The sequence below is a fragment of the Streptomyces sp. NPDC005752 genome (genome assembly GCF_040630715.1).
Classification (GTDB): domain Bacteria; phylum Actinomycetota; class Actinomycetes; order Streptomycetales; family Streptomycetaceae; genus Streptomyces.
Genome location: NZ_JBEXYB010000030.1, coordinates 69,376 through 83,167, shown reverse-complemented (window position 1 = coordinate 83,167; position 13,792 = coordinate 69,376). Strand labels below are relative to the sequence as shown.

The window sequence follows — 13,792 nt, the reverse complement described above, 5'->3', positions numbered from 1 at the left end:
GCGCCGATGGGGCGGAGCAGCTCGCCCAGGCCATCGGTGCCAGAGCTGGCCGAGGCCGGGCGACCAGGAGTCCACCGGGCCCGATGACCTTTCGGACGAAGAGTTGAGGAACGCCGCGGTCAGGCTGATGCGGCAGGCGGAGTGACACACGGGTGAGACTTCATACCGTGATGCATACCAGCGGCAGTCTGACCGTCGAACTCCATCGACTCCGGGATCGCCCCGGTGCCGAATCCGCCCCGCCCGTCCTCTCTCGCTTCGTCGTCCATACCTACGGCGACGCCGCGGAGTACGAGCAGCGTCTGCGTTCGGTCCTCATGCCTGCTCTTCGACTGGGTGGCACTGCGGATTTCGAGCAGGAGAGCCTCCCGGTGGACGACGTTCCGGACTGGTTCGGGGTCATCGGTTCAGAGGACGAGGAGCGCGCCCCGCAGTTCGCCAGGACCGGCCGTGACGGGTACGTGGAGCACATGGAGGAAAGCCGGCCGTGGGAGTTGCAGGACTGGCTGTACCGCTTCGACCCCGACGAGGACTCCCGGGGCTGGGAGTGGTGGGACGCCACACAGGCCGGACCGTCCCGCGTGCACATCTGGGTGGACAGTTGGGGGGAATCCTTCTTCGGCTGCCGGGAACTGCTCTGGGCCGCATACGCAGCGGGCGCGGCCCGGGTCGACGGGCCTACGCTCCAGAAGTCCGCAGTATGGTCGGCAGAACGGGGACTCGCGCGCGCCGACGCCGCTGTGCGGGGGCTGGACATGCGAAGCAATGCTCGGATGAGGGCGCTCCTGCGGGAGACGGGCACCGCAGGACCGAGCCCTCAGGACATCCCTCCCGTGTTCCGTGAAGTCGTTGAGCGAGGATGGTCCGTGACACCCGCCGGCGGGCGGGTGCTGACCGATCTGCTCCCTGAGAACCTTCCGCGCTACTCCGACCGGCTCGCGGAGGAGACCACGGTCAACGGCAGGGGAATGACGGACCACGACCTGCCCTCCGCGACGGACGAACGCGCGCCCCTCCTCGTCCGGAGGTGCCTGGCCTACGTCGCCGCCTGCCTGCACGGCGCGCAGGAGCACTTCGGCGACACAGCGGTGAAGTCCTACGTCTCGCTCTCCTTCGCCGACACGGACGAGGCACTACTGACCGCCAACGTCACCTTCTGCACCCCACTGCCCGACGTCCGCCCTTACATCCCGGATCTCGAGGACGTCACGGACGCGGCGGTCGCGGAGTTCTCCGCGGAGAACTGCTCCTGCGGCAGCCGGGCGGTTGCCCTGCATGCCTCGGACGGCGACGACGACATGATCAAGCTCTGCGACAGCCAGGTTCGCCTCATCCCTCTCTGAGCCACCGGCCCACTTCGAGGAGTCTCGCCTCGGAGCGCCATCAGAGGCGGCGCAACTCAGGCACCTTGGCAGAGACCGCCCATCCGCGGCGCCTGTGCCCCTGAAAACGCCGATGCCCGGAAGACCGAGCGGTCGCACCGGGAACAGGCGGTCCGGCCTGCACGGTTGCATCGATCGAAGGACCGGCGCGGCACGGGCGGGGAAAACGGATACCGAAAGGCCTCCCCCACCAGGACCCGGTCCCCACGATCGCGGTGTGCCCGCCGCGTGTTCGGACCAGTACGTAGCTCTGCAGGAGGACTGTTTTCATGACTGACCGGCCCTTGACGCTCATGGCGGTACACGCCCACCCCGACGACGAGGCCACCGGAACCGGAGGCGTCCTCGCGCGGTACGCCGCGGAAGGCATCCGCACGGTTCTCGTGACCTGTACCGACGGCGGTTGCGGCGACGGAACGGCGGGCACCAAGCCTGGCGATCCCGGGCATGATCCGGCGGCCGTCGCGTCGATGCGCCGGCGGGAACTCGAGGCGAGCTGCGACGTCCTGAAGATCAGCGATCTGGAGATGCTGGACTATGCCGACTCCGGGATGATGGGCTGGCCCAGCAACGACGCCCCCGGAGCCTTCTGGCGGACCCCCGTCGAGGAAGGCGCCGCCCGGCTCGCGGAACTCATCGGGCACTACCGACCCGATGTGGTCGTCACCTACGACGAGAACGGCTTCTACGGCCACCCCGATCACATCCAGGCCAACCGCATCACGATGGCGGCGCTGGAGATGACCGCGCTGACACCGAAGGTGTACTGGACGACGATGCCCCGCTCGATGATGCAGCGGTTCGGGGAGACCATGCGCGAGTTCCAGGGGGACATGCCGGAGCCGGATCCCGCAGAGGCGGCCGCGTTGGCCGAGATCGGCCTCCCCGACGATGAGATCACCACGTGGGTGGACACCGCCGCGTTCAGCGATCAGAAGTTCGATGCGCTGGCCGCGCACGCCAGTCAGGGCGAGAACATCTTCTTCCTCAGGATGGGCAAGGAGAGGTTCGGCGAGCTGATGGGTACGGAGACCTTCGTACGCGTCAAGGACTCCACCGGCGCGGCCGTACCCGAGAACGATCTCTTCGCCGGACTGCGCTGATCCGCCTGCCCGCCCACCCGGCCCCGCGGCAGCACTTCGACCTCCAGGGCCCGACCTCCCCCTCTCACTCCGAGGAGAAGGCGCGTCCGCGTGGGCCGGCGTCGAGTCCCACGACCGGGCCGACCGCCCCCGACTCAGCACGAAGGGCCGTGTCACGAGGCTCCGGTGGCTTCGGTGGCCAGCGGTCTCCGGGAGCTTCACCGGGACCTTGAGCTCAGGGCCGCAACGACCATCACCCCAGATCAGAGGCCACATGCGGCCGAAGTCTGGGGTGATGCCCGGGCGACGGGAGCTGCGGCGCCCCGGTGAATGACAGCCTCGCGGTCCGTCGGCTTCACGCAACGGCTCCGATCGGACCGGACGTGGCGGGCGACCCCAGGCCTCAGTGCCGGCCGAGGGCGTTCCCGACGAGGTCGCGCGCGTACGCGGCGTCCAGCCGACTGGGGCGGAACAGAATCCGGTACATCATGGGAGCCACGACGAGGTCGATGACCTGCTCCGTGTCGGGGACGGCCTCGCCCCGCTCCGACGCGCGTGCCAGCACGAGGTCGATCTGATCGGCGGCGTAGGCCGAGCACTGTCCGGCGTTGCTGCCGTTCGGGTCTCCGAGGAGCGCGTCACGGATGTAGGCGCGACCCGGCGGAGAGTCCATCTCGTCCAGGAACTGCTCCGCCCATACGCCGAGGTCCTCGGGGAGGCTGCCCAGATCGGCCGGGGGCACCTCGGGACGCAGGCGCTCGACCGCGACGTCGGAGAGGAGCTCCTGCAGATCGCCCCACCGGCGGTAGACGGTCGACGGCGTCACCCCGGCGCGGGCCGCGACGAGGGGGACGGTCAGCGCGTCCCGCCCGACTTCGGCGTCCAGTTCACGGACTGCCGCGTGTACGGACTCCTGCACGCGAGTGCTGCGCCCTCCCGGGCGAACCATGGGCTTGGGGCTCATGCCATCCACCTTAATGCAAATTCATTGCTTCTAGCCGGGCCTCCTGCCGCAGCCCGGGCGCGCTGCCCGGCCGACGGCTCGTCGGCCGGGCGCCGCGCGCTCAGGCCGCGATCGGGGCGAGTCGTCCTGTGCCGGCGCCCGCCAGCTCGTAGGCGCGCCCCACCCGCAGCACGGTCGCTTCGTGCAGCGGACGGCCCATGAGCTGCATGCCGATGGGCAGGCCCGCGTGGTCGTGGCCGACGGGGAGGGTGAGCGACGGGACCCCGGTGATGTTGGCCGGCGCCGAGAGCCGGACATAGCTGTCGGAGACGGCTTCCACGCTTCCGTCGACCCACTCGACGGTTTCCCGGCCCGCCTCGACGGCGGTCGTCGGCACCGCGGGAGCGGCGATGACCTCGACGTGGCGAAACATCCGCGTCCAGGCGTCGCGCATCATGGTCCGCGCACGCTGGGCTCGCACATAGTCTCCGGCGAGGACGAGTTCACCGGCCTCCAGCAGGATGCGTACGTCCGGCGTGTACAGCTCGGGGACGGAGCGGAGTGTGTGCTCGTGGTAGGCCGTGGCCTCGGGGACCATCAGCCCCCACTGGATCGCCTGGACGTAGCGGGCCATCGGGATCTCGACCTCGACGACGTCGGCCCCCAGCTCCTGGAGCCGTGCGACGGCCCGCCGGACCGCTGCCTCGACCTCGGGAGAGATCCGTTCGAAGTAATAGTTGCGCGGCACTCCGACGCATAGTCCTTTCAGGTCTCCTTCCTGGCGGAACAGGTCGCCCCGCAGCGCGAACGGCCGGCTTGCCGGGTCGCGCGGGTCGTGGCCCACCAGGGCGTCCAGGACGAGTGCCGCGTCCTGGACGGTGCGGGTGAGGGGGCCGACATGGTCCAGGGACCAGGACAGCGAGGTGACGCCGTGCCGGGAGACAAGGCCGTAGGTCGGCTTGAGTCCGACCACACCGTTCAGCGCAGCGGGGACGCGGATGGAGCCGCCGGTGTCCGTGCCCAGTGCGAAGGTGGCCTCTCCCGCAGCCACGGCCACGGCGGAGCCGCCGCTCGACCCCCCGGCGACACGGCTGTGATCCCAGGCGTTGCTGGTCTGCGGCGTGGTCAGACCGTAGCCGAATTCGTGGGTGTGAGTCTTGCCGATCAGGACCGCGCCCGCCCCGGCCAGGCGTGCGGCCACAGCGCTGTCGCTGTCCGCGACGTGCTCCGCCCGGACGCGGGAGCTCGCCGTGGTCGGCATGCCCTCGGCGTCGATCAGGTCCTTCAGGGCCATGGGTATGCCGTGCAGGGGGCCGCGTGGTCCGTCGGCCGCGATCTCACGCTCGGCACGGGCCGCCGAGCGGCGCGCGGCGTCGGCATCCACGGTGACGTAGGCCCGGAGCCGCTCCTCGACCGCGTCGATGCGGCCCAGAACGGAATCTGTCAGCTCGACCGGCGACAGTTCCTTCGCCTGCACGGCGCGGGCCGCCTCGGCGAGTGACAACTCATACGGCCGCATCGGAGACCTCCTTCACGGCGATGAAGACGGCCGCCGGTGCGGTGTCCTCGAAGTCGAGCTCCCGCAAGGTGGCGACGACGGACTGGATGTGACGGGCGGTACCCGCCACCGCCTCGTGCCGTTCGCCGCCCAGCGGAAGCCCTGCCCGAAGCGCCCATCGGGCCGCTCCCTGTGGGGTGATTTCACTTGTGCCCATGACCGCCCTCTCGGCTCTGCAGGTCGCTTCGCGGTGGACCGCGGTCCACCCCTGAACAGCCAAACGCTAACCGTTTGCCTTAGTGGACGCTAGGACCTACGGTACCTAAACGCAAACCCGTTGCTTTTAGCCCAGGGAGGGGAAGCCACACAGAGCCCCTCCGCGGGCCCTGCCATGCGACGCACTCCACTTCCGGAGCACTCACCCCTTCTCACTCACGGCAGGTAAGGAACACCTCATGACCGCTGAAACCGGTACCGGAGCCCACAACCACATCCCGACGTGGTCGGTAGGAGACGTCGCCATCCGGCGTGTGGACGAGATCCACCTTCCCCCGCAGACCGGACCCTGGCTGCTGCCCGGAGCCGGCCCGGAGGTCGTCGCCCGGGCGCACTGGCTGCGGCCCGACTTCGCGGACGAGCAGAGCGTCCTGCGTCTGGCGAGCCACAGTTTCGCGGTTGAGGTGAACGGCCTTCGGGTGCTCGTCGACACCGGCATCGGAAACGGCAAACAGCGGGCCAATCCCGCCTGGCACAACCTGGACACCGACTACCTGGGACGGCTCACGCAGGCCGGCTTCGCACCCGAGACCGTGGACCTGGTCGTCCTCACCCACCTCCACACCGATCACGTCGGCTGGAACACTCGTGAAAGGGGTGACAGTTGGGTCCCTACCTTCCCGAACGCGCGCTACCTAGCCACCCGCACGGAATGGGACTACTGGGCGGGGGTGGATATGGATGAGGCACGATGCCAGATGTTCCGGGACTCGGTGCACCCCATCAGGGACGCGGGCCTGTTCGACCTCGTCGACGTCCCCGCCGAAGGCACGGAGATCGTGCCGGGCGTCCGTCTGCTGCCTACTCCGGGCCACACACCGGGGCAGGTGGCAGTGGAGGTGCGCAGCCACGGTGAGAGCGCACTCATCACCGGAGACTGCATCCACCACCCGGTCCAGCTGGCCCACCCCGGCCTGGGCAGCTGCGTGGACATCGACACGGGGGAAGCGGCCACGACCAGACAGCGCATTCTCCGCTCACTCTCCGGCACCCGGACCTTGCTGCTGGGCAGCCACTTCCCGCCGCCCACCGGGGGCCGTGTCGTCCCCCAGGACAACGCGTACAGACTCGTACCCGCTGCGCCGGACAGTCGTGTGTGAAGTACGGCCAGGAGGACCGCGCCCAGCTCTCGCAGCAACCCGAAGGTATCGGCATCCCCTACCCACGCACGTGGGATCACCCCCGAGATCGCCGGCCGCAACCCCGGACTGCTCCAACTCGCCTCTACGTCGTAGCTCGAGACGGCTGTGAGCCTCACGTTGAAGCGATCAGTGAGACAGGTCCTTGTGCATGAGCGTGCACATGGTCTCGTACCGGCGCAGTGAACCGTCCGGCGCCTCCACGTCCCAGGCGTCGGGCCGGCTGCCGTAGGCCACGTACCCCAGGCGTTCGTACAGCGCCCGGGCGCGTGGATTGCTCTCCTCCACCCTGAGTTCCGCGCGCCGCAGTCCGCGTGCCCTGATGCGGTCCTCCGCGGCGCGTATGAGCACGGCGCCCAGACCGCACGACTGGAGGGCCGGGAGCACCCCGAGTTGCCACAGCGTGCCCGCGCCTTCCACCACCTGGTAGTCGACACCGCCGATCGCCACCGGAAGACCAACCGGAGTGCAGAGCGCCAGGTAGTCCACCTCACCAGCTTCTGCACGCTCCAACTCCCGTGCCACCTTGCCCATATGGGTCGCCGAACCGGCCCAGGAACAGGCCGGCAGGTCAGCGGGCGTCAGATCACGGACAACGACACGGACGACGGCCTCGGCCACCTCGGCCGGCAAGAGACTCATGCACCCATCCCAGCAGTCCGAAGAAGATCCGCACAGTGGATTTCGGGGCAGCCGAGATCCCCGAACAGCGTGCGCCATCACGTGGCGGTCAGGGCGGTCAGCGGCGGACTTCCGCAGACCCGGACGGCTCCACGCGAGAGGTGTGTCCTCGCAGTTCGAGGCCCCCTGTCGGCTCAAGTACCGGGCTCCTCATGGGACACCGCGACAAGGCCGAAGTGCCAGGCGTACCGGGTCGTCGACCGGCAGGTCCGTAGAAGCCGGGATGGTGGGTGCACCGGGCCGGCGGAGTCTCAGGAGCAGAAGTTGGCCCAGTACTCGTCGTGACCGCACACGAAGGCCTTCGGCTGCTCCACCCTCAGCACTTCGTACCGGGCGACGAAGGCATCCAGAGCCTCATGGAGCGAGCAGCCCAGATGATCCCGCAGGGTCACGATGCCCCGGAGGATCTGGTGGCTGAGAATCTGGTCGTCGACAAGACTGATGGCCGCGCCGATGGTCATGCCTGTGATCAAAGCCGGGCGACGGCCTCTCGGCAAGCTTGCTGCACCTCAGTTGTGCCCGGCGAGGGGCAGCGACCGCAACGGACGGCCACGTGCCGGCATGCGACGTCCGGTGAGGCGGCCACCGCGTCGTCACAGCCGTCGGCGGACAACTCCGCCTCCGCCATCGGCTGGCCCGTCCCCGGGGAAAGGCGCGTGGCCGACACCGGGAGCAGGCCGCATCGCCACCCGACGGGTCTGACTCACCGCACGGGGAAGCCGAAGGAGTACCCCTGCTGCCTCAGCCAGGGCAGCACCTCGCGCAGAGCGGCCAGGGTCTGGGAGCGGTCTCCTCCGGCGTCGTGGAAGAGGACGGTCGGCCCGTTGGAGATCTCGCTCTTGACGGTGGCGACCATGGTGTCCACGCCGGGATGTTCGAAGTCCTTGGAGTCGACGTTCCAGCCCAACGGCCGCATTCCCCGAGATGCGGCGAGCTGCCGGCTGTACGGGGTGAAGGCACCACCCGGGGCCCGGTAGTACTGGGGCCGTACGCCTCCGGAAGCCTCGGTGATCATGCGTTCGGCCTCGAGGATCTGCTGGGACTGGTACTCCTCGGACCGGGTGTCCATGGTGGTGTCGTGCGAGACCGTGTGATTGCACAGCCGGTGCCCGGCCGCCACGACCTTCTTGACCAGGTCCGGATAGGCCTGCGCCTGCGTGCCCACCATGCAGAACGTGGCCTTCACGCCGCTGTCCTTCAGCAGTTGCAGCACCTGCGGCGTCCAGACCGGGTCCGGTCCGTCGTCGATGGTGATGTTGACGCCCCGGGCGCCGCGGTCCGACGCGTGCGCGATGTCCGCCGCCACCTGGCCCTGCGAGCGGGCATCCGGCGCCGAGGCACGTGCTTGCGGCTGCCGCCCTCCGGCGGGATCGGCCTGGGCGGTCCACACCGAGGTGGCAGCGGCCAGCGCCGTCACCCCGAGCCCCGCCCCGAGAAGCCTGCCGTGCCATCCCCTTCCCTTGTGCCTTGCCATGTCTGCCTGCCCCTTCACTGCCCCGCCCGATGCCGTGTCCCCATGAAGTCACACGAACACCCCCTCGCGATCCCCCTGTTACCGACCGCAGACGAACCCGCAGGGAGCCGACGACAAACACAGGAGATCCGCGACACACGAGGAGGCAACCGACTCGAAGAAGTTCCGGTCAGGGTGGCGGACGACGATCCGCACGGATTCCGGCGGAGGAACCGCAGCCCCTCCGTCATCGGCCCCGTGAGCAGGAGCGATGGCCGTCGCCCATCCGGTCCGCCCGACCGTGACCGACGAGTTCCGCCGGCCCGTTCGGACAGCCCCGACCTCCGTCCGGGTGCCTGCCGCCCCACCGGTGACGAGGTACGCGACAGCGTCTCGGCCCGCCGTGCCCGGCGGCGCCTGCCCGGCCGGCCGACCGGTGGTCAACGAGTGCTGGTCCGCATGAACGGCCCGTTGAACGGCGCCCGTTGCACCTCACCCGGCGTCGACAGTCCGCAGTCTCAGACGGACGGCATCCGGGCCAGTGGTTTGCCCCCGCGCCCGTGAATACAGAAGAGCCCGTCAGCAAGCTGACGGGCTCCCACCACGGATCGAGACCTAACCTGCCATCAGGTCAGATCGTCGGCGTCTCATCGACCATCTCCTTGTGCGGTTCGACAACGAACCTCCAGCCATCGCTGGGCTCCAGGAACCGCACTCGGGTCGGGTAGATGTCCAGGGCGCGGCGGTCGCGGTTCTGGCTGCTCGTGTTCTTCCGCCCCCGGGCAGGCTCCTCGTAGAGGTCGACCTTGACGTCCGGCACCGCGACGGTTTCCTCGCTCCAGCGCTGAACGATCCCCGCGCCGAACGCATCGCGCGCGGCGGAGTACAGCGCCTCCAGGGATTCCTTGCTCCCGTTCGGCACGAAAAGGGCGAGGTTCAGGAGGACACCCGCACTCTGGAGAACCTCGATCTCTTCGCCTGCCTTGTCGGCGACCCAGATCCCGGACTCTTCGGCGTTGTCGGGGAGAACATGAATTTCCTGGCCGAAGATCGTCCTCGCGACGAAGGACCCTCCTTCGAAATTCTTACCCGGCTCGGTAAGGAAAGCCGGTGCGTAGCAGTCGAGAGGAAGGTCATCCGTCTCCGCCGAGACGAAAATACTGTCCTGGAGGCCCAACTCCGATACCTCTCCACCCGTGAGACGTCGAGCCGTAACCTTCTCGGTGTTCACGCCATTCCCCTTTTTTCGCGGCGCCGATAATTCCATCTGGACTCTATCACGGAAAACGAACGGCCAGAGCCTTGCGCACTCCCCTACAGCCCCATTTTTTCCGCCACGAAAATGCGCAGAATCTGGAGCGCCCCATCGTCACCCGCAAGGAACAAAAACTGCCGCGCACCCTCCTCCCGGGTCGAGCCGAGAAGGGGCACGACCCGGGAGGAGGGTGCGCGATGGGGCAGCCGTCCATATGGGCAGTCCTGATGACGATCGCCCAGGTCGGCAGCGGGAGGAGGCCCGTCGGGCCGGTGCGCCCGCGACGGAATGAAGAGGGTTACCGGGAATCCGGTGCGCCCGAGCCGGACATTCCTGAGATCAAGCCGAATCCGGCTGATATCTCCCCCGCGCCACTGAAAAGGCAATTCCTTGGACAGCAATGAAGCGTGCCGGGGACGGCGCCGAGGTTGCGACCAACGGAGGATCTTTTTTGTGTCCTGCGGTGGAGATCGCATCGATCCAGCCGTTCTCCGGGTCGCAAACCTGTCGCGCCGTCCGATCACCCTTGTGATCACCCCAAGAAGTTCCACAGTTGTACCGGTGTACTCGATGCCTCTGCCCCCGTGACATGGGCACGGCGTTTCTTCATGGGGCAGGCGAATATCGAATGCACCGCAGGTCCGAAAAAACTCTCATCAGCGTGGAAGCCTGTGCCGAATACGTACTCGTCCGTCCGGCGAGCCGGCGCAGATGCGGACTCGCTCGCCGACCCCGTTGTTGCGGCTACGCCTCTCGGAGCCGAGGGAGCAGAGGGAGCGTTCGGACCGCTTGCCGGCGCCCCGGTGTGCGGACACCGCCGGTGGGATGCCGGGCGGGAGTCCGCCCACGCGGTCGACCGACCCCGGCGAGCATGTTTCCTCGCTCCCGCGAAACCCTGTCCCGCCGGCCCGGCCTGTGGAAACATGCACCCATGACATGCATACGAAGGGTCCATGCCGCGTAGATCACCGGCTTCGCTTCGACCGCGCGAACGCGGCCGGGGGAGTCCCTGGGTGCGGTACCGCGATGTCCCGGGCCTTTCGGGGGCGGCGAATGCCGCCGTCCGCGTTCTCGAACGGGAACGCTTGTCTCCGGGCATCGTGTCGGTGGCACTGAGCGTATGGTCCGCGCGTGTCCATGGCACCGAGCGCCGCTGGAGTCGGCCGGAGGCGGAGTTCACCTGCTCCTGCTGCGGCGAGGGCTGGGCACGGGACAAGCTGGCGGACGCGCTGTTCATGCTTCCACCACGGGCCGCCACCGAACTCCGCGCGAAGGTCGAGCGCCTGGACACGGTGCTCCTCGGACGCACACACCACGACCCCGCGACAGAACCGGAGTCGGCGTGGTGGCATCGACGGTGCTGACCGCATCGTCGCCAGGGCTCCGCTGTCGGCAGTGCAGTTGCCGCCCTTCGGGTGGCTCCACCATCAGCTCGGTGAGCTGCCCACCGTGACGCCCTGCGGTCACCGTGGCCCGAATGCCCCGGGAGCCTCACCGGTGGCAACCGGGCGGTCGGAGGGCAGGCCCCATTCGCTCCACGAGCCGTCGTACACGGCGAGGTCGCGATAGCCGGCCAGGGCGGCCCCCAGCGCGAGGACGCAGGCGGTGACCCCGGAGCCGCAGCTGAAGTACAGCTGCTCACGGCGCCCTGCCACCGCCTTGAACACCGTGCGCAGCTCGTGAGCCGGCCGCATCACGCCGCCGTCCCGCTGGAGCCTTCCGAAGGGGAGGCTGACGGAACCCGGCATGTGACCGCCTCGCAGACCTGGGCGCGGCTCGGGCGCCGTACCGGCGTAACGGTCCGCGGTGCGGGCGTCGAGGACGGCGGCGGCCGGATCGGCGAGGGCCTCGGTGACAGCACCGGCGTCCACGATCAGACCTCGCCGGGGCCGGGCGGTGAAGGTGCCGCGTGGCCCGTCGTACGCGGCGGGCGAAGGCTCGACCGGATGGCCTGCCGCGATCCAGGCCGGCAGACCGCCGTCGAGGACGGCGACCCTGTCGAAGCCCATGGCGCACAGCATCCACCAGGCGCGGGCGCTGGAGTAGACGCCCTGTGCGTCGTAGACGACGACCGTGTCGGTGTCGTGCACACCGAGTGCCCGCAGCGCCTCGGTGAACTCCTCGGTACCGGGCATGGTGTGCGGCACGGCGGAGGCGTGGTCGGACAGCTCTCCGTCGAGATCGAAGGGGCGTGCCCCGGGGATGCGCACGGCCGCACCCCGGTGGGCACCGACGGAGGCGTCGAGGAGGACCACGCCCTCCCCGAGCCGAGCGGCCAGCGGGCCGGCCCCGATGAGGGGGCGGGCCGGTCCGTCGTCAGTGGTTTCGGCGCGTGTCGTCGGGATCATGCGGGACCTCCGGAGGAATCGGCGGGCCGCCACCGGCTTTTGTCGGAGAACCGGCCCGCCGCACTTTCGAGTTCGGCTGCGACATCCTCCTCCGTGGCCCCGTCGGCCGCGGAGCCCGCCCAGGAGCGGCCCCGCCCCGCCGTCGAACCGCTCGCACGGTGATCCTGGGGCGGCGGGCGAACCGGACGGGGAGACCTTGACCACATCGGGTCCGGTGTCGGGATGCCGGAGCACGGTGCGCATGTTGGCGAGGGATGGATCTGCCCCCACGCGACGAACAGGACACGCAGTGACAGACGAGAATGCCCGCCGTGCAACAGATGCTCTCTCGCGCCCCTTCTCGGTCCGCGGACTGACCTCCCGGAACCGGATCGCCATGGCGCCCATGACCCGGCAGTTCTCTCCGAACGGCGTCCCGGGCCAGGACGTCGCGGACTACTACGCCCGCCGCGCCGCCGGCGGCGTGGGGCTGATCATCACCGAGGGCACCTACGTCGACCACGCCTCCGCGGGCACCAGCGACCGGGTGCCGCGCTTCCACGGCGAGGACGCGCTCGCGGGCTGGGCGGGAGTCGTGGACTCCGTGCACCGGGAGGGCGGGACGGTCGTTCCGCAGCTGTGGCACGTCGGTGTCACGCGCGCCGAGGGCGCCCCGCCCGTGGCCGACGCCGAGCCGGTCGGCCCGTCGGGTGTGTCCCTGTCCGGCGAGCCCAAGGGCCGCGCGATGACGCAGAAGGACCTCGACGACGTCATCGCCGCCTTCGCGGACGCGGCGGCCGCCGCGGAGCGCCTCGGCTTCGACGGGGTGGAACTGCACGGGGCCCACGGCTACTTGATCGACCAGTTCCTCTGGTCGGGCAGCAACCGCCGCACCGACGCGTACGGCGGCGACATCGTCGCGCGCACCCGTTTCGCGGCGGAGATCGTGGCGGCGTGCCGCGCGGCCGTGTCCAACTCCTTCCCCCTCTTCTTCCGCATGTCCCAGTGGAAGATGGACTCCTACGAGGCGAAGCTGGCCCGGACGCCCGAGGAACTGGACACCCTCCTCACGCCGCTGGCCGAGGCCGGCGTCGACGTGTTCCACGCCTCCACCCGCCGGTACTGGCTGCCGGAGTTCGAGGACTCCGACCTGAACCTCGCCGGGTGGGTGAAGAAGATCAGCGGCAGGCCGACGGTCACCGTCGGCTCGGTCGGCCTGGACGGCGACTTCTTCGGCGCCTTCCAGGGCAACAGTTCCTCGGTCACCGGCATCGACCAGTTGCTGGACCGGATGGAGCGCGACGAGTTCGACATGGTCGCCGTCGGCCGTGCGCTGATCGCCGACCCCGAGTGGGCGACGAAGACCCTGCGCGGGCGTACGGAGGACATCACACCGTTCGGTGCGGAGATGCTGAAGACCCTGCGCTGACCGGGCGCGGAGCCGGGGGCACGGCGGGTGAACATACCGGCGTGCCCCCTCGGCGTACTGCGGCGCGGCCCGCGCCCGCGAACCCGACGGGGGCGAGCGGGTCACCCGGCACCGTTGTCCCGTGCTGCGGCTCGCGGCGCGCTCAGGCGGGCTCACCGCGTGAGCAGGACCGAGGTCGAGTGCGCCGCAGCGGGTGCGCACCCGTCCGGGCGCCCCCGCGGCGGTCCTCGGTGGTCCCGGGCACAGGGACCCGGCATACGGCGCCCCCGGCGCGGCGGATCCGCCGGAAAGTCAGGCGCGCCCGTGCCGGGCCCGGGGTACAGTTTT

General features: G+C 69.5%; 13 protein-coding genes. 5 read left to right on the top strand and 8 right to left on the bottom strand.

Annotated elements, in window-relative coordinates:
• Positions 1–167 precede the first annotated feature (167 nt).
• Both ABZ441_RS24445 and ABZ441_RS24440 read left to right on the top strand, forming a co-directional pair.
• Complete coding sequence (locus ABZ441_RS24445) at positions 168–1,343, top strand: hypothetical protein (protein WP_358977838.1); 1,176 nt, start codon at positions 168–170, stop codon at positions 1,341–1,343.
• Between the two features lie 308 nt (positions 1,344–1,651).
• The gene (locus ABZ441_RS24440) at positions 1,652–2,485 is read left to right on the top strand and encodes a PIG-L family deacetylase (RefSeq protein ID WP_358977836.1); all 834 of its coding nucleotides are present in this window, start codon (positions 1,652–1,654) and stop codon (positions 2,483–2,485) included.
• A 382-nt stretch (positions 2,486–2,867) separates the two neighbouring features.
• Here ABZ441_RS24440 and ABZ441_RS24435 read toward each other — a convergent pair whose 3' ends face one another.
• The 3 genes from ABZ441_RS24435 to ABZ441_RS24425 form a co-directional block, all read right to left on the bottom strand.
• The gene (locus ABZ441_RS24435; RefSeq protein WP_358977834.1) at positions 2,868–3,428 is read right to left on the bottom strand and encodes a TetR/AcrR family transcriptional regulator; all 561 of its coding nucleotides are present in this window, start codon (positions 3,426–3,428) and stop codon (positions 2,868–2,870) included.
• Between the two features lie 100 nt (positions 3,429–3,528).
• The gene (locus tag ABZ441_RS24430) at positions 3,529–4,926 is read right to left on the bottom strand and encodes an amidase (protein WP_358977832.1); all 1,398 of its coding nucleotides are present in this window, start codon (positions 4,924–4,926) and stop codon (positions 3,529–3,531) included.
• Positions 4,913–5,122 carry a hypothetical protein gene (locus ABZ441_RS24425; protein ID WP_358977830.1) on the bottom strand — a complete coding sequence of 70 codons (210 nt, stop codon included), beginning with the start codon at positions 5,120–5,122 and terminating at the stop codon, positions 4,913–4,915. The genes ABZ441_RS24430 and ABZ441_RS24425 overlap by 14 nt, the downstream gene beginning before the upstream one ends.
• A gap of 238 nt (positions 5,123–5,360) precedes the next feature.
• On the opposite strand from ABZ441_RS24425, the gene ABZ441_RS24420 reads away from it, so the two are divergent.
• Positions 5,361–6,281, top strand: a complete 921-nt coding sequence (locus tag ABZ441_RS24420) for an MBL fold metallo-hydrolase (protein WP_358977828.1) — start codon at positions 5,361–5,363, stop codon at positions 6,279–6,281.
• Between the two features lie 168 nt (positions 6,282–6,449).
• On the opposite strand, the gene ABZ441_RS24415 is transcribed toward ABZ441_RS24420, so the two are convergent.
• From ABZ441_RS24415 to ABZ441_RS24400, 4 genes are all read right to left on the bottom strand, one after another.
• Complete coding sequence (locus tag ABZ441_RS24415) at positions 6,450–6,962, bottom strand: GNAT family N-acetyltransferase (protein ID WP_358977826.1); 513 nt, start codon at positions 6,960–6,962, stop codon at positions 6,450–6,452.
• A gap of 290 nt (positions 6,963–7,252) precedes the next feature.
• Complete coding sequence (locus ABZ441_RS24410) at positions 7,253–7,462, bottom strand: hypothetical protein (protein WP_358977824.1); 210 nt, start codon at positions 7,460–7,462, stop codon at positions 7,253–7,255.
• A 242-nt stretch (positions 7,463–7,704) separates the two neighbouring features.
• The gene (locus ABZ441_RS24405; protein ID WP_358977822.1) at positions 7,705–8,475 is read right to left on the bottom strand and encodes a polysaccharide deacetylase family protein; all 771 of its coding nucleotides are present in this window, start codon (positions 8,473–8,475) and stop codon (positions 7,705–7,707) included.
• 610 nt (positions 8,476–9,085) lie between these two features.
• Complete coding sequence (locus tag ABZ441_RS24400) at positions 9,086–9,685, bottom strand: hypothetical protein (protein ID WP_358977820.1); 600 nt, start codon at positions 9,683–9,685, stop codon at positions 9,086–9,088.
• Between the two features lie 1,130 nt (positions 9,686–10,815).
• Between ABZ441_RS24400 and ABZ441_RS24395 the strand changes: the two genes are divergently transcribed.
• On the top strand, positions 10,816–11,073 hold the full coding sequence (locus tag ABZ441_RS24395) for a hypothetical protein (protein WP_358977818.1): 258 nt from the start codon (positions 10,816–10,818) through the stop codon (positions 11,071–11,073).
• Between the two features lie 99 nt (positions 11,074–11,172).
• On the opposite strand, the gene ABZ441_RS24390 is transcribed toward ABZ441_RS24395, so the two are convergent.
• Positions 11,173–12,057 carry a sulfurtransferase gene (locus ABZ441_RS24390; protein WP_358977816.1) on the bottom strand — a complete coding sequence of 295 codons (885 nt, stop codon included), beginning with the start codon at positions 12,055–12,057 and terminating at the stop codon, positions 11,173–11,175.
• A gap of 289 nt (positions 12,058–12,346) precedes the next feature.
• Here ABZ441_RS24390 and ABZ441_RS24385 point away from each other — a divergent pair, with 289 nt between their 5' ends.
• On the top strand, positions 12,347–13,465 hold the full coding sequence (locus tag ABZ441_RS24385; protein ID WP_358977814.1) for an NADH:flavin oxidoreductase: 1,119 nt from the start codon (positions 12,347–12,349) through the stop codon (positions 13,463–13,465).
• Positions 13,466–13,792 lie beyond the last annotated feature (327 nt).